Annotated in this window: 18 protein-coding genes; 13 read left to right on the top strand and 5 right to left on the bottom strand. The window is 59.0% G+C overall.

All coding sequences use genetic code 11. The features are described from left to right. The first annotated feature begins 175 nt into the window (after positions 1 to 175). The 13 genes from KO499_RS13725 (at position 176) to KO499_RS13665 (ending at position 13,695) form a co-directional block, all read left to right on the top strand. Entirely contained in the window at positions 176 to 1,711 is a 1,536-nt protein-coding gene (locus KO499_RS13725) for an ABC transporter ATP-binding protein (protein ID WP_215984318.1), read from the top strand. Then, positions 1,698 to 2,801: an ABC transporter permease gene (locus KO499_RS13720; protein WP_215984317.1), complete on the top strand. Its 1,104-nt coding sequence runs from the start codon at positions 1,698 to 1,700 to the stop codon at positions 2,799 to 2,801. Before KO499_RS13725 ends, KO499_RS13720 begins: the two co-directional genes overlap by 14 nt. A 1-nt stretch (position 2,802) precedes the next feature. After that, positions 2,803 to 3,723, top strand: coding sequence for an ABC transporter permease (locus tag KO499_RS13715; protein ID WP_215984316.1), 921 nt, complete (start codon positions 2,803 to 2,805; stop codon positions 3,721 to 3,723). Positions 3,724 to 3,785: 62 nt separating this feature from the next. Further along, positions 3,786 to 4,562 carry an outer membrane protein OmpK gene (locus tag KO499_RS13710; protein ID WP_215984315.1) on the top strand — a complete coding sequence of 259 codons (777 nt, stop codon included), beginning with the start codon at positions 3,786 to 3,788 and terminating at the stop codon, positions 4,560 to 4,562. A gap of 69 nt (positions 4,563 to 4,631) precedes the next feature. After that, positions 4,632 to 5,321 carry a TetR/AcrR family transcriptional regulator gene (locus KO499_RS13705; protein ID WP_215984314.1) on the top strand — a complete coding sequence of 230 codons (690 nt, stop codon included), beginning with the start codon at positions 4,632 to 4,634 and terminating at the stop codon, positions 5,319 to 5,321. After that, positions 5,318 to 6,250: an allantoinase PuuE gene (gene puuE / locus KO499_RS13700; protein WP_215984313.1), complete on the top strand. Its 933-nt coding sequence runs from the start codon at positions 5,318 to 5,320 to the stop codon at positions 6,248 to 6,250. The genes KO499_RS13705 and puuE overlap by 4 nt, the downstream gene beginning before the upstream one ends. 15 nt (positions 6,251 to 6,265) lie before the next feature. Then, positions 6,266 to 7,291: an allantoicase gene (gene alc, locus KO499_RS13695; RefSeq protein ID WP_215984312.1), complete on the top strand. Its 1,026-nt coding sequence runs from the start codon at positions 6,266 to 6,268 to the stop codon at positions 7,289 to 7,291. Next, on the top strand, positions 7,288 to 7,791 hold the full coding sequence (locus tag KO499_RS13690) for an ureidoglycolate lyase (RefSeq protein ID WP_215984311.1): 504 nt from the start codon (positions 7,288 to 7,290) through the stop codon (positions 7,789 to 7,791). The genes alc and KO499_RS13690 overlap by 4 nt, the downstream gene beginning before the upstream one ends. Positions 7,792 to 7,800: 9 nt before the next feature. After that, positions 7,801 to 8,634 carry an FAD binding domain-containing protein gene (locus KO499_RS13685; RefSeq protein WP_215984310.1) on the top strand — a complete coding sequence of 278 codons (834 nt, stop codon included), beginning with the start codon at positions 7,801 to 7,803 and terminating at the stop codon, positions 8,632 to 8,634. Continuing rightward, positions 8,624 to 10,867 carry a xanthine dehydrogenase family protein molybdopterin-binding subunit gene (locus tag KO499_RS13680; protein ID WP_215984309.1) on the top strand — a complete coding sequence of 748 codons (2,244 nt, stop codon included), beginning with the start codon at positions 8,624 to 8,626 and terminating at the stop codon, positions 10,865 to 10,867. Before KO499_RS13685 ends, KO499_RS13680 begins: the two co-directional genes overlap by 11 nt. Continuing rightward, on the top strand, positions 10,864 to 11,367 hold the full coding sequence (locus tag KO499_RS13675) for a (2Fe-2S)-binding protein (RefSeq protein WP_215984308.1): 504 nt from the start codon (positions 10,864 to 10,866) through the stop codon (positions 11,365 to 11,367). Before KO499_RS13680 ends, KO499_RS13675 begins: the two co-directional genes overlap by 4 nt. Positions 11,368 to 11,375: 8 nt before the next feature. After that, positions 11,376 to 12,722, top strand: coding sequence for an amidohydrolase family protein (locus KO499_RS13670; RefSeq protein WP_215984307.1), 1,347 nt, complete (start codon positions 11,376 to 11,378; stop codon positions 12,720 to 12,722). A gap of 25 nt (positions 12,723 to 12,747) precedes the next feature. Further along, complete coding sequence (locus tag KO499_RS13665; protein ID WP_215984306.1) at positions 12,748 to 13,695, top strand: isopenicillin N synthase family dioxygenase; 948 nt, start codon at positions 12,748 to 12,750, stop codon at positions 13,693 to 13,695. Here the strand turns inward: KO499_RS13665 and hpxZ are convergent, their stop codons facing one another. Genes hpxZ through KO499_RS13640 form a run of 5 tightly spaced genes read right to left on the bottom strand, consistent with a single transcriptional unit; the run spans position 13,696 to position 17,555 of the window. Then, positions 13,696 to 14,079 (bottom strand): oxalurate catabolism protein HpxZ, encoded by a 384-nt coding sequence (gene hpxZ / locus KO499_RS13660; protein ID WP_228339982.1) that lies wholly within the window; start codon positions 14,077 to 14,079, stop codon positions 13,696 to 13,698. It abuts the gene before it with no gap. Between the two features lie 25 nt (positions 14,080 to 14,104). Beyond that, complete coding sequence (locus KO499_RS13655) at positions 14,105 to 14,806, bottom strand: cysteine hydrolase family protein (protein ID WP_215984304.1); 702 nt, start codon at positions 14,804 to 14,806, stop codon at positions 14,105 to 14,107. Positions 14,807 to 14,812: 6 nt separating this feature from the next. Next, entirely contained in the window at positions 14,813 to 15,532 is a 720-nt protein-coding gene (locus tag KO499_RS13650) for an isochorismatase family cysteine hydrolase (protein ID WP_215984303.1), read from the bottom strand. Beyond that, positions 15,529 to 16,590: a BMP family ABC transporter substrate-binding protein gene (locus tag KO499_RS13645; RefSeq protein ID WP_215984302.1), complete on the bottom strand. Its 1,062-nt coding sequence runs from the start codon at positions 16,588 to 16,590 to the stop codon at positions 15,529 to 15,531. Before KO499_RS13645 ends, KO499_RS13650 begins: the two co-directional genes overlap by 4 nt. 32 nt (positions 16,591 to 16,622) lie before the next feature. Further along, a complete protein-coding gene (locus KO499_RS13640; RefSeq protein WP_215984301.1) occupies positions 16,623 to 17,555 on the bottom strand; it encodes an ABC transporter permease in 933 nt (310 codons plus the stop codon). Positions 17,556 to 17,566: the final 11 nt, after the last annotated feature.

Genomic DNA, 17,566 nt, shown 5'->3' with positions numbered 1-17,566 from the left:
GTTTTCCACAGCGTCTGCAAGGCTTTCTGCAAAAAGCTGACCAACTGGTTCATTTAAGGGTTTTTTCGTTTTTATTAACTATTGGCAAGCATATTGCTCGCATTTGAAATGTTGATTACTTGGTCAGTTTATTATTCGGCTGGCCAGGCATGCATAACGGAATAAGAGGCTGTGTATGACTGCGGCGTTGCGCCTGAAACTGGAAAACATCGTCAAGGAATACCCGGGTTGCCGGGCCAACGATGGAATTGACCTCACGGTGGAAGCCGGAGAGATCCATGCGCTTCTGGGTGAAAATGGCGCCGGTAAAAGCACCCTGATGAAGGTGATCTATGGTGTTGTTCAGCCGGATGAAGGCCGGATGCTCTGGAATGGCCATGAAGTCAGGGTGAGCAGCCCTGCTCAGGCGCGGAGTATGGGGATCGGTATGGTGTTCCAGCATTTCTCCCTGTTTGAAACCCTGACCGTCGCTGAAAACATTGCCCTCAGTCTGCCTCCTTTCGAAGCCCGGGATCGTAAGCGCCTGGACGAGCGCATCCGTGAAGTTTCAGAACGCTATGGTATGGCGCTGGATCCCCGGCGCTATGTCAGTACCTTGTCTGTCGGGGAGCGTCAGCGGGTGGAGATCGTCCGTTGTCTGATTCAGGAAAGTACCCTGCTGATTCTGGATGAGCCAACATCGGTGCTGACCCCCCAGGAAGTGTCGTCACTGTTTGCCACGCTGAGGCAGCTCGCAAGCGAAGGCTGCAGCATTCTGTTTATCAGTCACAAGCTGGAAGAGGTGCGCAACCTGTGTCACAACGCCACGGTATTGCGCCAGGGTCGCGTGAGCGGTGACTGCCGGCCGGCGGAGGTGTCGGCGAACGATATCGCGAGATTGATGGTTGGCAACGATACGCCGATCTCAACCCAGGTGCCTGCAGCTGAGCCCGGGGAAGTACTGCTCAATGTCAGTGCCCTGGAGTGGAAGAGCAACGACCCGTTTGGCACCAGTCTCAAGAAAGTGGCCCTGGAGCTGCGCAAGGGTGAGATTGTGGGCATCGCCGGAGTTGCGGGTAATGGCCAGGATGAGTTGCTCAAAGCGCTGTCCGGAGAAATTCTGGTGGATACCGGCAGAATCAGCCTGGGCGGCGAGAACATTGAAAACCTGGCGCCGGATCAGCGCCGGGATCTGGGGGTCGCGATTGTTCCCGAGGAACGCCTTGGGCGAGGAGCGGTTCCGGATATGACTCTGGCGGACAACGCTCTGCTGACCGCCTCCGGTCAGGGGTTGGTGGAGCGGGGGTTGATTCGCTTCGGGCGGGTCCGGGAGTTTTCCCGGGAGGTGATCCGGCGTTTCGGTGTGCGTTGCAACGGAGAAAACAGTACCGCTGGCAGCCTCTCGGGAGGCAACCTGCAAAAGTACATTATTGGCCGTGAAGCGTTACAGAACCCTCGTTTGCTGGTGGCGTCGCACCCTACCTGGGGCGTTGATGTCGGCTCTGCTGTGGCTATCCATGAAGCGTTGGTCCAGCTGAGGGATGAGGGGGCCGCTATTGTCCTGATCTCGGAGGATCTGGATGAGCTCTACCAGCTCTGTAATAGGCTGGGCGCCTTGTGTGACGGGCGGCTTTCACCGCTTGCACCTACCTCTGAACTGAGCATTGAACAGCTCGGGCAATGGATGGCCGGAGAGTTCGAGTCTGCGGAGGTGAGCGATGTTGCTGCTTGAGCGTCGTCCCGTTGATTCCTCTTTGATGAAGTGGGCGTCGCCACTGCTCGCCCTGATACTGACCATCATTACCGGCTTCTGCCTCTTTCTGTCGATGGGCAAGGACCCTGTGGAAGGTCTGAAGTTCTTTTTCATTACACCGATCAGTGACCTGATGGGGCTTGCCGAGCTCGGGTTGAAAATGGCGCCGCTACTTCTGTGTGCGGCAGGTCTGACGGTCTGCTATCGGGCAAAGCTCTGGAACATCGGAGCGGAAGGGCACTTTCTGATGGGGGCGTTGGGTGCCAGCATCACGGCTGTCTGGCTGGTGGATGCCGACGGTTTCTGGGTGCTGCCGGTGGTTCTGCTGTCGGGAACCCTGGCTGGAATGTTGTGGGCAGCGGTTGCGTCGGGACTGAAAACGCACCTGCATTGCAACGAAATTCTCACCACCATCATGCTCAATTACATCGCACTGAATCTGCTGCTGTATGTGGTGCATGGACCTCTCAAAGATCCCTATGGTTTTGGCTTTCCCCAGTCCGTGATGTTTGCTGACTCGGCCCTGTTGCCAGCCTTGATTCCCGGCACACGGTTGCATCTCGGGCTGGCGTTCGGATTGCTGGCGGCGGTTGTGGTCTGGGTGCTGTTTGCCCGCAGTTTCATCGGATTTCAGCTCAATGTGGTAGGTCAGGATCATCGGGCCGCCGCTTTCGCCGGGTTTGGAGCCCGTCGTCTGACCTGGTTTGCTTTTCTGGTGGGTGGCGCCACCGCCGGCCTGGCCGGGGCCTCGGAGGTCACTGGTCCCATTGGTCAACTCGTGCCACAGGTGTCTCCCGGGTATGGCTACACCGCCATCATCGTGGTTTTCCTTGGTCGTATGCATGCCCTGGGCATTGTGGTTGCCAGTGCGCTGCTGGCGCTGACCTTCATCGGGGGAGAAATGCTCCAGATCGCCATGAATATGCCCAAGGCTGTTACCGGTCTGTTCCAGGGATTACTGCTGTTCTACCTGCTGACCTGTGACGCCTTTATCCACTATCGCATCCGTCTGAAACGGCCGGCGCGGCAAACCACCATGGCAGCCAAGACTGCCTCCGGGGAGGCCTGAAATGGAACTGCTGACGAACGTGCTGGCTGCCACTGTTGTTGCGGGAACTCCGCTGTTGCTGGTAGCCCTGGGTGAACTGATCTGTGAGCGCTCTGGAGTGCTGAACCTCGGGCAGGAAGGCATGATGCTGATGGGTGCCGTCGCCGGATTTGTCGCGGCCCTGACCAGTGGCAGTCTGGTGGTCGGTGTGGCGGCTGCGGTATTGGCCGGGATTGGCATGTCGCTGCTGTTTGCGTTCATGGCGGTGTCCCTGGCGGCCAATCAGTACGCTGCCGGATTGGCTTTGACCATTTTCGGTACCGGGTTAAGTGCCTTCCTTGGGGCCGGCTTTGTCGGTCAGTCCATTGACGGCTTCACCCGTGTCGCGATTCCGTTTCTGAGCGACATCCCGGTGCTGGGGCGTGTCCTGTTTGATCAGGATCCACTGGTGTATCTGTCCCTGATTATCTTTGCCGGTGTGGCCATTTTCCTGCGCCACACCCGTGGTGGCCTGTTGTTGCGGGCAGTGGGTGAAGACCCGGAAGCCGCCAATGCCAATGGCCTGAAAGTGCTGGTTGTACGCTATCTGGCAGTGGCATTCGGGGGTGGCATGGCCGGCCTGGCCGGTGCGTACCTGTCTCTTGCCTACACCCCACTCTGGACTGAAAACATGACGGCCGGGCGAGGCTGGATAGCCCTGGCGCTGGTTGTATTTGCTACTTGGCGGCCCGAGCGAGTTGTGTTGGGCGCCTACCTGTTCGGGGCAGCCAGTATTCTGCATCTGGTTCTGCAGGGCCTCGGCTGGAAGAGTTCTACCGAACTGCTGGCGATGCTGCCATACGTAGTCACGATTCTGATGCTGATTCTGTTGTCCTGGAATCCGGCCCGAACCCGTTTGAATACCCCCCTTTCCCTTGGCCAGCCCTATCGGCCAGGACGCTAACAATAACGATCCACCGTGCACCAACAATGTATCAAAAAGAATGTAACCTGAGAGGTAAGACCATGAATGCATTTCGTAAAACACTGATTGCTGGCTGTGTTGCTGCAGCTTCTTTCGCACCCGCAGCCCATGCTGAGAAATTCTTCGGCAGTTCCAGCATTTCCATTCTGCAAAGCAACCAGTATCAGGGAGTTCAGTTCGACGCCGGTGGTAATGGTGGTTTTGAGTACGAAGCCACGTATTTCACCTTTGAGAACGCAACGGCTCATAACTGGGGAAGCACCTTCTTCTTCATCGACCGTGATCAGGGTCAGGGCGATGTGGAAGGCTCTGACAACGTCTACGGGGAATTTGCACCCAACCTGAGCACCAGCTGGCTGACAGGCGCGGACATGAGCTTTGGTCCGGTCAAGGACGTAACTCTGGGTGCCCAGTACGAGTTCGGTGGTAGCACGCAGGTCAACAATTACATGGGTGGCTTGGGGCTGGTGTGGGATCTGCCTGGCTTTATCTATTTCAATACCTCTGTTTACTACGTTGATAACGAGCAAGTCAGTGACGATTACCAGCTGACCGTTACCTGGGGCGCGCCGTTGCAGGTGGGTGCTGCACTCTTCCTGATCGACGGCTACATCGACTGGTCCACTGCGCAATCTGATCACAAGTCCGAGTTCCAGTTCACACCCCAGATCAAACTGGACGTGAGCAACTTCTGGGGTGCGCCGGGCGTGCTTTATGCCGGTATTGAGTACCAGTACTGGAACAACAAGTACGGTCTTGGCGATACCCTGATTGACGATCAGAGCTCCGTCAGTGCTCTGGTGAAATTCCACTTTTGATCCTGTACAGGAGTCCGGCAGAATCTTTCTGTCGGACTCCTGAACAAATGGACAACAAGTGAGAGGCTCATGACAAACGATTCTGCTGCAGAAAGCTCCGTTGCGGTCAAAAAGGACAGCAAGGGAAAGAGCCGGACGTATCGCCCGGGAAGGATCCGGGAACGTAACCGGGAAAGGATTCTGATTGCCGCCGAAGAAGAGTTCGCTCTGAACGGCTACAAAGGTACAACGATCCAGAATATTGCCGAACGGGCCGGGCTGCCAAAGTCCAACGTGCTGTATTACTTCAGCAACAAGAAGCGCATGTACGGGGCCATGTTTGACGACATTCTCGCGCGCTGGAACAAAGTCTTCACCGAGATCAGTCCGGAAGATGACCCCGCGGAAGCCCTGGCGACGTTTATCCGGAACAAGGTGGAAATGTCACGCAAGTATCCGCTGGCGTCCCGGTTGTTTGCTATGGAAATTATCCAGGGCGCACCCTTCCTGCTTGATCATCTGCGTACCAATATGCGCGAGTGGGTCCGGGGCAGGGCAGAGGTGATCCAGTCCTGGATCGATGACGGACGTATGGCTCCGGTTGATCCTGTGCAGCTGATTTTTCTGATCTGGTCTTCAACCCAACATTACGCCGACTTCCAGGTGCAGATCCTGATGGTGGAAAACAAAGCCGAATACGAGAAGCGTGACTTCGACCATGCGGCGGAGTTTCTGACCGGTGTGATCCTCCGGGGGTGTGGTCTTGAGAGTCCGAAATGAAAGCATGTGTTTCATATCCAAGGGATATGCGGGGCTACGGTGAACATCCGCCCCATGCCCAGTGGCCCGGAAATGCCCGGGTTGCGGTTCAGTTTGTACTGAATTACGAAGAGGGTGGGGAAAACTGTGTGCTTCACGGTGATGAGCACTCGGAAACCTTTCTCTCTGACATCATTGGCGCCGATGCCTACCGGGACCGGCACATGAGTATGGAATCCCTCTATGAGTACGGATCCCGTGCCGGTGTCTGGCGTATTCTGAAAGAATTCCGGAAGCGGGAACTGCCGCTGACCATTTTCGGGGTCACCATGGCGTTGGCCCGTAATCCGGACGTTGTTCAGGCGTTCCTGGACGACGGCCACGAAATTGCCTGCCACGGTCAGCGCTGGATTCATTACCAGGACATGAGCGAATCGGAAGAGCGCCGGTACCTGGAGCAGGCGATCGAACAGCATGCCCAGCTAACCGGGCAGCCCCCTCTGGGCTGGTATACCGGTCGGGACAGCCCGAATACACGCCGGCTTGTCGTGGAGCAGGGCGGCCTGGAATACGACAGCGACTACTACGGTGATGACCTGCCATTCTGGACCACCGTCGAGACCAGCGCAGGCGAACAGAAACCCCATCTCGTGGTGCCCTATACGCTGGAGGCGAACGACATGCGTTTCTGTTCACCTCAGGGCTTTAATTCCGGAGAGCAGTTCTTCCAATACCTGAAAGACAGCTTTGACGTGCTTTATGAAGAAGGTGCGGAGGCTCCGAAAATGATGTCAGTTGGCCTGCATTGTCGGGTTGTCGGGCGTCCGGGCCGGTTCCGCGCATTGCAGCGATTTCTTGATTATATCCAGCAACACGACCGGGTCTGGGTGTGCCGGCGTATTGATATCGCCCGTCACTGGAAGCAGGTGCACCCTTACCAACCCGATTGATACCGGAGTGTTCGAATGACCGATGCTGTTGTGGCCCCTGTTGTGGAAGGGCCGGAGTTTACCCGCCTGGGCCTGAATCTGGCAGATCGCAGTCTGGGAGCGGAAGTGACCCGGGTGACAGATGAGTTTTTTGCACCCAGGGATCGCATGCTGGACCCGGCACAGCCTGTATTCTATCCCGACCGCTATGACGACCATGGCAAGTGGATGGACGGCTGGGAAACGCGTCGCCGCAGGACAACCGGTCACGACTGGTGCATCGTGCGTCTGGCCATACCGGGCGTTCTGATGGGTGTTGATTTTGATACCAGCTTTTTTACCGGAAATTTTCCTCCGGCGGCCTCTCTGGAAGCCTGTTTCAGTCCGGACGGCGATCCGGATGAACACGCCGGCTGGCAAGTGTTGGTGCCCGCGACCGGGCTGAGTGGTAATGATCACCGGTTTTGCGCCATTGAATCCGATCAGCCCTGGACACACCTGCGCCTGCATATCTACCCGGATGGCGGACTGGCACGCCTGCGCGTCTATGGCAAACCCTTCTGTGACTGGGAAATGATGCTGGCGGACGGTGAGAGCCGGAATCTTCTGGCTCTGGAATATGGCGCAGATCAGGTGGCCTGGAGCGACGCCCACTACGGCGAGCCGCGCAAGTTACTGCGACCGGGGCGGGGCCTCAACATGGGCGATGGCTGGGAAACCCGCCGGCGGCGTGAGCCCGGTAACGACTGGTGCATTCTGGCCCTCGGTCACAAGGGTATTGCTGAACGCATAGAGGTGGATACGGCGCATTTCAAAGGCAACTTTCCAGCCGCCTGCTCCATTCAGGCGGCCTGCGTGGAGGAGGGGGCCGGCACGGCACAGTCTCTGATCACCCAGAGTATGTTCTGGCCAACCTTGATGGATCAGCAGCCGTTGACGGCAGACAGTATCCATCAGTTTCAGGCGCTGGAGGATCTTGGCCCGATTACCCATATCCGGTTCAACAGCATTCCGGACGGTGGCGTCAGTCGCGTTCGCCTGTTCGGAAAACCCGTGTCATGAGACAGTCCCGACGCCTTGTTGCCGAGCCTTTGACCCGCGAATCTTTCGCTCCGTTCGGGGATGTGATTGATACCGATGGTGCCGAGTCTTTTCCCATTAACCGGGGACGTACCGAGCGTTTTCATGCCTTGTCCACTGTGACGCTTTCGGGTGCTACAGACCGGGGCATTCTTTCGATTTTTCGTGGCCAGCCTCTTGTGCCTCTTGAGATAGATCTGATGGAGCGTCATCCGCTGGGCAGTCAGTCGTTTATCCCGGTGAACCATGTCGACTTCCTGGCAGTCGTCGCACCGCCGGGCGATTTTGATGAAACCGCCGTGCGGGTTTTCCTGGTTAAAGGCCATCAAGGGGTCACATACCATGCGGGCACATGGCACGCGCCGTTGCTCCCTATGACGTCCGATGCCGATTACCTGGTGGTCGACCGTCAGGGACCGGGTCAAAATTGTGACGAGATCGACCTGCAACAATCCATCATACCCATTCTGGCCAACCGTTAAGGTATCCCCGTGTCAGACTCGCTATCCAACTTGAACCCGGTGACCGCGCGACGAGCAATCCGGGTCCTGCGTCCCGATTCTCCCGACCAGGCGGTCAGTCTGGCCAGGCAGTTCAGTGCGTCTTATACCGCTGGAGGTACCTGGCTCCAGCCAACCCATGAGCGGGATCAGTGTTGGCCGGAAACCCTGGTGGCACTGAATTCATCCTGGCCGGGCTTCCGGGGGCTGGACGCGGGGCCAAACGGGCTGACCGTGGGTGCGCTGACCTCGCTGGCTGAACTGGCACGGCAGGCCCTGATTCGGGACTATCTGCCGCCGCTGGCCATGTTTCTGAACCGGGTGGCGGGACCGGGTGTCCGGACCCTGGGAACGGTGGGCGGGAATCTGATCGTGGGTGGTGATCTGTCTGCCCTGGCAATGGCGCTTGATGTTCGGGTGGACGTCATCAACCACACCGGCGAGCGGGCACTGCCATTTTCCCGGTGGTTGAGGGAGCGGGCATCGGACGATCTGTTGCGCGGCTTTACGATTCCGGATTGCAGGGGTTGGCGGATCTCGCTGGAAAAACTCGGCTATCGGGAAAGGTTCAGTCCGACCCGCGCGACCCTGGCTTGTGTTCATGATGGTGATCGGGTGCGTCTGGCGGTATCGGGTGAAGGCGGTCTGCTTCGCCTGGTGGCGACGGAAACGTTTGTTAATGATCGGGCTGATCTGGCATCGGGTGATGTCGGGGCGGTGATCGACCGCGAATTGGCCGCTCATGGTTGGCAGGACGCCCATCTGCGGATGGCGTTGCGACGAATGACAACGGAGCTTCTGTCGGAGGTGGCTCTTGGAACTTAAACCCCAGCCCGGTATGGCGGGAACCGGTGTTCTTGAACGTATAGAGGGGCGGTTTGGCTACGCCACGGACCAGCACCACCTTCCCGGTTTATTGCACGGAGCCATCCTGCGCAGTCGGCACGCGCATGCCCGTCTGCTGCGGGTGGATACCTCCCGGGCCCGATTGATGCCTGGCGTCAGAGCGGTAGTGACGGCGGCAGATGTGCCGGGCCTGAACCGCTTCGGCATTGTAGTGCGTGATCAGCCTGTGTTGTGTGAAGACCGGGTCCGCTATGAGGGTGATGCCATTGCGGCGGTGGCCGCCGATACGGTGGAGCAGGCTCGGGCGGCGTTGGAGGTGATTGATGTCGACTACGCGCCCCTGGCGGTCGTCGATCAGGCTGAAACGGCAGAACAGATGTCTCCCCTGCATGGCGAGAGCAACCTTCTGGCCCGGGAGGCCTTCGAGCGGGGCGATACCGACGCAGCCTTTGCCCGATGTGAGGTGATCGTGGAGCATCATTATCAGACGCCCCGGCAAATGCACGCGTTCATGGAGACCGAGGGTGGCGTAGCCATTCCGGATAACAACGGTGGTGTGATCTTTCGGGTCGGTTGTCAGTCAGGCCACCGTGATGCCGAACAGCTGGCCGACATTCTCGGACTCAAACCCTCTCAGGTTACGGTGGAGGCAACCCCGACGGGGGGCGCATTTGGTGGTAAGGATGAGCTGACCATTCAGCCGGCGGCCGGCATCCTGGCCTTACAGACCGGTTCCCCGGTTCTGATTCATCTGGATCGTTTCGAGTCCTGTCGCACCGGAATCAAGAGACACCCTGTGTCGATGATCATGACCACCGGGTGTGACCGCCAGGGCCGGATTCTGGCCCACCGTGTCGACGCGCTGCTCGACACCGGTGCCTATGCAAGCCTGGGGCCGGCAGTGCTGGAAAACTTCCTGGATCATGCCACGGCGCCCTTGTACCGGATCGAGGCGTATTCTGTTTCCGGTCGGTTGGTTTACACCAACAATGGCGTTTCCGGAGCCTTCCGGGGATTTGGCGGGAATCAGGCAACGTTTGCCGTGGAATCACAGATCGACGCCCTGGCCGAAAAGCTGGCTATGTGCCCGATGGAGCTTCGCAGAATCAACCTGCGCACGGTTGATGAGCCCGGAAGCCGGGGTCAGGTGGTGCGCTGGACTGCACCGCCGAGCAATGTTCTGGCCGAGGCTGGCGCCTCCCCCCTCTGGGCGCCCGCGGGTTCCGATCTCCGCAGGCGTTGGCTGACCGGTACCGGTATGGCGATGGGGGCTCAGGGTAACGGACTCGGCGACGGTCTGCCTGACAGTGGCGGCGGCCGGGTGAGTCTGACCGCTGAAGGCCGGATTCGTCTGGAATTTGGCTTCTCCGACTATGGCCAGAACCTTGCCGAAGCGATCACCTGCCTCGTTTGTGAGACCCTGGGTTGCGTGGCCGGCGATATCGACGTGGTGCTGGGGAACTCGCGGGGGCCGGATTCCGGTCCCACCAGTGCTTCGCGCAGCTCTGTTCTGATTCATGGTGTCCTGGCTGACATTCTTCCCCGCTGGAACGATTGTGTGCGGGATCAGGCCGCAGCGCTGACCGGTCTGCCTCGTGATCAACTGCACAGCGGCCCGGGAGGCTTGTTCGCCGGGGGGCGCCAGGTGCTGAGCTACAGGGAACTGGCTGAAAAAGGACAACCTGAACAGACCTTGATTGATGCCAGTCAGGCCTTTCCTGTTGCTCCGGAAGGAAATCAACCCGTGGGTCGTTACCTGCAGTTGCAGATTTCGACGGTGGCCAGGGTTGCCGTAGACCGCCTGACCGGTCGGGTCCGGGTGACTGATCTTCACCACATAACCGCGGCGGGCCGTGTTATCTACCCTCCCGGCTATCTCGGCCAGATTGAGGGAGCCGCCATCATGGGGCTGGGCATGGCGCTCAGCGAGGACATGCCGACCCGGCAAGGGCACTACCTTGCTGACAACCTGGACCAGTACATAATTCCCACCATGCAGGATGTGCCTGACCAACGTGTGGATGTCCTGGATAACACGCCAACTACTGATCGCTTTCCGGTTCGAGGAGTTGGAGAACTGGGTATTGAGGCGGTGGCGCCGGCCATCTGCTCGGCGATTGAGGCGGCCACCGGTATCCGGGTCCGGCACCTTCCGGTGGATGCCGGATACCTGTTGGCCGAGCTTTGTGCCCAAGAGGAAACCTGTTCATGACCCGACATACTCAGCCGGAACCCTGCGCGCCGGAGCAAGTGACGTTTGAACTGAACGGCGACGTTATTTCACAGTGGGTATCGCCGGCAACGACGTTGCTGGACATTCTGAGGGGCTCCGGGCGGATCACCTCTGCCCGTGCCGGATGTCGTATCGGCAGGTGCGGGGCCTGCACGGTGTTATTGAACGGTCAGGCTGTTCCCGGGTGTCTGGTGATGGCCTGGCAGGTCTCGGGAGGCACGGTGGAAACAGTTGAAGGTTTGGCCGAAGACCCGGATTTCGTCCAGGTAAGAGACGCCCTGGCGACCGAAAGCGCGTTGCAGTGTGGCTATTGTACGCCGGGTATCGCGGTGTCGCTGGTTTCAGGTTTGCGTCAGCAGCAGAACGGCGATGTTGTTGATCTTGAAGAGGCCGTGACCGGCAACCTGTGCCGATGCACCGGATACGGTGGTCTGAAACGTGCCATTGCTGTGCTTACAGAGGCGAGTTCTGAAACCTAGGGGGTGCTATGTCCAGTTTTGCAATCTGTCATGCCGCGATCTTCACTGTTGACCCGGACAATCGGGTGATTGCAGATGGTGCGCTGGTGGTCGAAGACGGTGTGATCCGCCAGGTCGGCGAGTTCAGGGAAGTGACCATCCCGGAAGGCGTAGAGGTGATTGATGCCGGCGGCCATGCCTTGCTGCCTGGTCTGATCGACTGTCATTCCCACTCCAGCCTGATGCGTGGAGTAACTGAAAACATGCCTCTGATGGAGTGGTTGCCCTGGTATCAACTGGAGCACCGGGCCATGACCGAGGAGTACGCTTACCATTCCGCCCGCCTCTGCTACCTCGAGGCCCTGCAGTCCGGCATTACCTGCGTGATGGATATGTTCCGGTACATGGATCGCTGCGCGGATGCGGCGGCGGATCTGGGGCTGCGGGTGCAGCTGGCACCTTACGTGGCTGACAGACCTGGCAAGGACTTCTTCTCGACCCGGGACGAGAACCGGCAACTGATCCGGTCTCACCATGAAAGTCAGAATGGCCGCATTCGTGTCTGGATGGGGCTGGAACATCTGTTTTACTGCACGGAAGATGCCTACCGGGACGCCGCCCGATTAAGTCGTGAGTATGGCGTGGGCATCCATACCCACTGCAGTGAGCAGAAGGAAGAAGAGCAGGCAGTCACGGCCGAGTTTGGACGTCGATCTCTGGCAATGCTGGATCACTACGGCATTCTTGGGGAGCGGACCCTGCTGGCCCACTGTGTGTGGCTCAATGATGAGGAGATTGCACGGGTGGCGGATACCGGCACCAGCATCGCTCACTGTCCGGTAAGCAACGCCAAACTGGCCAGCGGTGTGGCCCGTGTGCCGGAAATGCTGGCGGCAGGTGTCACCGTGGGCCTGGGTACCGATGGGCCGGTCTGTAACAACAGCCTCAGCCTGTTTGAGGAAATGAAGTTTGCCTCCCTGATTCAGAAGGCAACGCGGCTGGATGCCACGGTACTTCCTGCCGAGCAGATTCTGAGAATGGCAACGATCAACGGAGCCAGGGCACTGGGCCTGGATCGGGAAATCGGCTCCCTTGAAGTGGGCAAGAAAGCCGATTTGCTGTTGCTGGATCTGGGGGGCGCCAATATGGCACCGGTGTCGGTGAACGAGCAGGGAGGAAACCTGCTCTGGAACCTGGTGTTTGCGGCCGGTCCGGGCAATGTGTCCGGTGTCTGGGTGGACGGGCGGCAATTGCTTCGCCGTGGTGAAGCGGTGCGAGTCAGCCAGCAGGCGGTCATTGCCGATGCCCAGCGGCAGGGTCTTGCGCTGCATGAGGCCTGTCGGAAACTGGCCCACACACGAATGTCCATGGTCTGACAGCGAGCATATTCAGGAGATCACGATGTCTGCATTACCCATTATTTCCCTGGCCGGCCTGCGCAGCGACGACCCGGCTCAGCGTCGGGCCACCGCCGCTGAGCTGGGGCGGGCCTGCCGGGAAGTCGGCTTTTTCTACGCTACGGATCACGGAATCCCACAGGCGGTCTGCGAGGATGCGTTTACCCTGGCAAAGGAGCTCTTTGCGCTGCCGATCGCCGATAAAGAAGTGCTGTCGATCAAGCGCTCACCCCACAACCGCGGATACGTGGCGATGGCGGATGAGAAGCTGAATCCGGAGTCTGGTGCGGATATGAAGGAAGCCTTCAATATCGGAACGGATTTTCCGGAGGATCACCCGGATGTCGTGGCAGGAAAACCGTTTCGCGGCGTCAACTTCTGGCCCCCGATCGACGGCTGGCGTCAGCGTGCACTGGACTATTTCAACCACTGCCTGGAGCTGGGAAGAACCATTCATCGTGGTTTCAGTATGGATCTGGGGCTGGATGAAGAGTTTTTTGCCCGGCATCTGTCATCGCCGATTGCCACCCTGCGCATGCTGCACTATCCACCGAGCGCCGATACCAACACCCGGGAAGACGGTGGTGCCGGAACCCACAGTGACTACGGCAACATCACCATTTTGGCGACGGACAAGGTGGCCGGGCTGGAAGTGCTGAACCGACAGGGCGAGTGGATTCAGGCCCCCCACGTGCCGGGAGCCTTTGTCTGTAACATCGGTGATTGTCTGATGCGCTGGAGCAACGACGTTTATGTCTCCACCCCGCACCGGGTCAGGCCGCCTGCGCAGGAGCGGTACTCTATCGCGTACTTCCTGGAAGTAAACCCGGACTCCGTTGTGGATCCCCGGGATGTCGTACCGGACCAGGCGCCCAAGTATCAGCCGATTACCTGTGCGGATTATCTTGCGTCACGGTTGAACGCAACCTACGAGCACCGGGAACCGGAGTGATCAGGACGCTGTCCGCATCACGCTGACGTGGGCAGCGACAACCTTCCAGCCATCCGGGAACCGTGCCCAGGTTTGCATCTGTCGGCCCTGATCGTCTGTTTGGCCATCGCTGAACTGCGTGCTGACGGTCGCAAAAGAGTCACCGAAGGTCGTCACCAATGTGCCATGGAGGGTGCGCCCCGGACCTACCGGCTGGCAGAGCCGGCGATAAGCCTGGATGGCTTCAGCGCCATAGAGATTTTCTGCCACTCCGAAGCGAATGGTGAATTCGGATGTCCAGAAGTAGCTGTCGAGAACGTCAAGATCATTATCCAGAAGCGCTTTTTCATAAGTCTCAAAGGCGTCTGTGACGGCGGCTACAATGTCTGGGGCGTTAATGGTCATGTCGGTCATTGCTGAACTCCGTAGGTTATGAGGGTAGCTCGGAAAGAGACTCGAGCCGTTGTATCAGGCTTTGGGAATCGGTGACCGCTCCAAACACGCCACCCTGCATCTGAATCATCTTGATGGCATGGTCATGGTTTGCCTGGTCGGTGGCGCCACAGCAGTCTTCAACCAGCACGCACTCCAGACCCCGATCATTGGCGTCGCGCATGGTGGTGTGCACGCAGACATCGGTGGTAATGCCCGTAAGTACCAGATTTCTGATGCCGCGGGTCCGGAGTATCAGCTCCAGGTCGGTGGCATAGAATGAGCCTTTGCCAGGCTTGTCGATGATCGGTTCTCCGGATTCTGGTGCCAGTTCCGGAATGATGTCCCAGCCCGGCTCACCCCGGACCAGTATGCGTCCGCAAGGTCCCGGGTCACCGATACCTGCGCCAATCTGCCGGGAGCGCCAGCGTTTGTTTTCGGGCAGGTCGCTGAGATCAGGGCGATGTCCTTCGCGGGTGTGAATCACCGGCATTCCCAGTTGCCGGAATCGGGCCAGTAGCCGGCCGATCGGTTCAATGGGGGCGCGTGTCAGCGAAAGGTCATAGCCCATTGTGTCGACATAGCCACCCTTACCACAGAAGTCGGTTTGCATATCGATGATGATCAGGGCTGTATTGTGTCTCGTCAGGTTGTTGTCGTAGGGCCAGACATAGGGGCGAGAGTTCAGGGTTGCAGTCATCGCAGGTTACTCCGGAAGCGTGTTTGATAGGGCCAGGGCGGTGAGAAGCTGCTCTGATGTCGCCGTGGCACCGAACATTCCGCCTTGCATTTCGGTCATGCTGAAAATGGCATCCCGGTGGCGGGTTTCTGTGGCGGCCGTGCAGTCTCTCAGGATCAGTGTTTCCAGCCCCCGGTCATTGGCGTCACGGACGGTGGTGTGCACACACACATCGGTGGTCAGGCCTGCAAACACCAGGTGGGTGATCCCCTGAAGCCGCAGTACGTGATCCAGGTCGGTGGCGTAGAAGGCGCCCTTGCCGGGTTTATCGATTACGATCTCATCCGGCGTTGGAGCAAGTTCCGGAATGATTTCCCAGCCGGGTTCGCCGCGCACCAGAATCCGGCCCAGTGGGCCGGCATTGCCGATGCCGGGGCAGACCTGTTCGCTGCGCCACTGCTTGTTGACGGGAAGGTCTGCCAGCTGCGGCCGGTGACCTTCACGGGTGTGAATGACCAGGGCGCCTGGCAGCGCGCGGAACGCTGCCAGTACCCGCTGGATTGGTTCGATGGTGGCCCGGGCGGGGGTCAGATCGACGCCCTGGGAGTCGATGTACCCTCCCGGGGCGCAGAAGTCCTTCTGCATGTCGATAATCACCAGGGCCAGCCGGTGGGGGGCCACCGGCGCGATGCAGGGCCACGCGTAGGGCTGTGCATCGGGAACCGTGACAGGGTGGGGCGTGGTCACTTCAGACGACCTTTCACGCCGTTTACGAGGAAGTCCATCTTCTCGGTTTCTTCCAGGGTCATGACGTCACCTTCTTCAACCAGCACCGTGCCATCCTGAGCGATAACCGGGCCAGCCCAGACCTGGAACTCTTCGTTCATAATGGCTTCCTGGCGGTCCAGTACCGTTTGCTGATCCTCATCGCTTACTGCGCTGCCGAAATCGCTGAGTTTGGCTGCGCCAGTCAGGAGGTCGCCACGCAGGTGCTCGGATTTCCAGGTGCCGTCTTCTGCCGATTTGACGATGTCCACCATCATCGGGCCCCAGTTCCAGACCGCACCCACCAGCCAGCCTTCTGGTGCAAACTGGCTGGCATCGGCGTGATAGCCCACGGAGTAAACGCCACGGCGCTCAGCAACCTGCACGTAGTTGATGGGCGAGTCAACGTGACCGGTCAGTACGTCAGCGCCGTCGCTGATCAGCGCTTCTGCGGCTTCGGCTTCTTTGGTGGGGTCGGACCAGTTCGAGGTCCAGATCACCGAGGTTGTCACCTCCGGGTTCACGCTCTGGGCACCCCGGGTAAAGGCATTGATGTTACGCAGTACCTGAGGGATCGGGTGGGCTGCGATAAAGCCCAGTTTATTGGTTTTGGTGGTCAGGCCAGCGGCAACACCGGACAGGTACATGGCCTGATCAATTTCGGCGAAGTAGGTCATCAGGTTGTCGGACGTCTTGAGGCCGCCGGAGTGGGCGAAATGTACCTCAGGATACTTCTCCGCTACTTTCAGGGCATGATCAAGGTAGCCGTAGCTGGTCGGGAAAACCACTTCAACACCGGAGCGAACCATGCGCTCCATGACACGCTGAACATCGGCATTCTCTGGAATGTTTTCGAAATGGACGGTTTCCACATCGTCCATGTGTTCTTCCAGATAGAGACGGCCCTGATCCTGGGCGTAGTTGTATCCATAGTCAGATTTTGGTCCAACGTAGATGAAGCCGACTTTGGTGTCGGCAGCAGCCTGGACACTGACTGCGAGGATTGAGGTGGCTAGCAGGGTGCGGATCGCTTTTTTCATAATCATTCTCCGTTTAATGGTTTTTAAGTCGGTTATCGGGCACTTTGGAATACCACCCTGAGACCGGCCGGCATACCGCCACCACTGGCCCGCAGGCCACGGTAGCTAAGCATCAGCACGCTCAGGGGAATCAGATAGGGAAGCGTTGCCAGAAGGTAGGGCGAGATGGGCACCCCCCAGGACTGCAGCTTCAGATTCAGGGCTTCAGAGGCCCCGAACAGCAGCGCTGCCGGCAATGCGTACCAGGGGTTCCAGCGGGCAACAATCACCAGGCCGACGGCCACCAGCCCCCGGCCTGCGGTCATGCCCTCTACCCAGTTGGCGGTGTAGTCCACAGCGAGCGCGGCACCGGCAAAGCCTGACATCAGCCCACCGAAAGCAATGGCGGCTAACTGGTAGGGCACCGGGCTGTGGCCCAGATTGCGAGTGATTTCCTGGGATTCGCCGGTAGAACGCCAGCGCAGCCCGGTGCGGGTGCGGAACAGGAAAATGGATATGGCCGGAATCGCCAGCAGTGTGATCAGTACAGTAGGTGTTATGGGGCCCAGGAACTGGCCCAGCAACGGAATGTCGCTGACGAAGGTATGATTCAGGTTGCCGAGGGTGTCGATCTTGTTGCCCACGAAAGGAATACCGTAGTAGGCACTGAGCCCACCTCCGAGAATCAAAACGGCTACCCCGCTGGCAATCTGGTTGGCCCGACAGCCAAGCACCAGAATGGCGTGAACCATCGACAGGGCAATGCCCGCACCGCATGCGGCGAGCACGCCCAGCCAGGGATCGCCGCTTATGGACGCCACCGCGAAACCGGTCATCGCCCCCAGCAGCATCTGGCCTTCCACCCCAAGGTTGATAACGCCGCTGCGTTGAGTCATGGCTTCACCCAGAACGACTGCCAGTACCGGGGTGGCACTTCGAAGGGCAGCAAAGAGCAGGGTCAGCAGTTCAGTTACAAACGATTCCATACAGTGTCCTT

The sequence above is a fragment of the Marinobacter sp. F3R08 genome, assembly GCF_018860425.1.
Lineage (GTDB): Bacteria > Pseudomonadota > Gammaproteobacteria > Pseudomonadales > Oleiphilaceae > Marinobacter.
This window is presented reverse-complemented; position numbering and strand designations above follow the sequence as displayed.

Excerpts from the sequence above, each read along its gene's own strand:
- KO499_RS13720 (WP_215984317.1), top strand. The coding sequence starts at position 1,698 with ATGTTGCTGCTTGAGCGTCGTCCCGTTGATTCCTCTTTGATGAAGTGG.
- KO499_RS13665 (WP_215984306.1), top strand. The coding sequence starts at position 12,748 with ATGTCTGCATTACCCATTATTTCCCTGGCCGGCCTGCGCAGCGACGAC.
- KO499_RS13715 (WP_215984316.1), top strand. The coding sequence starts at position 2,803 with ATGGAACTGCTGACGAACGTGCTGGCTGCCACTGTTGTTGCGGGAACT.
- KO499_RS13645 (WP_215984302.1), bottom strand. The coding sequence starts at position 16,590 with ATGAAAAAAGCGATCCGCACCCTGCTAGCCACCTCAATCCTCGCAGTC.
- KO499_RS13675 (WP_215984308.1), top strand. The coding sequence starts at position 10,864 with ATGACCCGACATACTCAGCCGGAACCCTGCGCGCCGGAGCAAGTGACG.
- KO499_RS13705 (WP_215984314.1), top strand. The coding sequence starts at position 4,632 with ATGACAAACGATTCTGCTGCAGAAAGCTCCGTTGCGGTCAAAAAGGAC.
- KO499_RS13710 (WP_215984315.1), top strand. The coding sequence starts at position 3,786 with ATGAATGCATTTCGTAAAACACTGATTGCTGGCTGTGTTGCTGCAGCT.
- hpxZ (WP_228339982.1), bottom strand. The coding sequence starts at position 14,079 with ATGACCATTAACGCCCCAGACATTGTAGCCGCCGTCACAGACGCCTTT.
- KO499_RS13725 (WP_215984318.1), top strand. The coding sequence starts at position 176 with ATGACTGCGGCGTTGCGCCTGAAACTGGAAAACATCGTCAAGGAATAC.
- KO499_RS13670 (WP_215984307.1), top strand. The coding sequence starts at position 11,376 with ATGTCCAGTTTTGCAATCTGTCATGCCGCGATCTTCACTGTTGACCCG.
- KO499_RS13640 (WP_215984301.1), bottom strand. The coding sequence starts at position 17,555 with ATGGAATCGTTTGTAACTGAACTGCTGACCCTGCTCTTTGCTGCCCTT.
- KO499_RS13690 (WP_215984311.1), top strand. The coding sequence starts at position 7,288 with ATGAGACAGTCCCGACGCCTTGTTGCCGAGCCTTTGACCCGCGAATCT.
- alc (WP_215984312.1), top strand. The coding sequence starts at position 6,266 with ATGACCGATGCTGTTGTGGCCCCTGTTGTGGAAGGGCCGGAGTTTACC.
- puuE (WP_215984313.1), top strand. The coding sequence starts at position 5,318 with ATGAAAGCATGTGTTTCATATCCAAGGGATATGCGGGGCTACGGTGAA.
- KO499_RS13655 (WP_215984304.1), bottom strand. The coding sequence starts at position 14,806 with ATGACTGCAACCCTGAACTCTCGCCCCTATGTCTGGCCCTACGACAAC.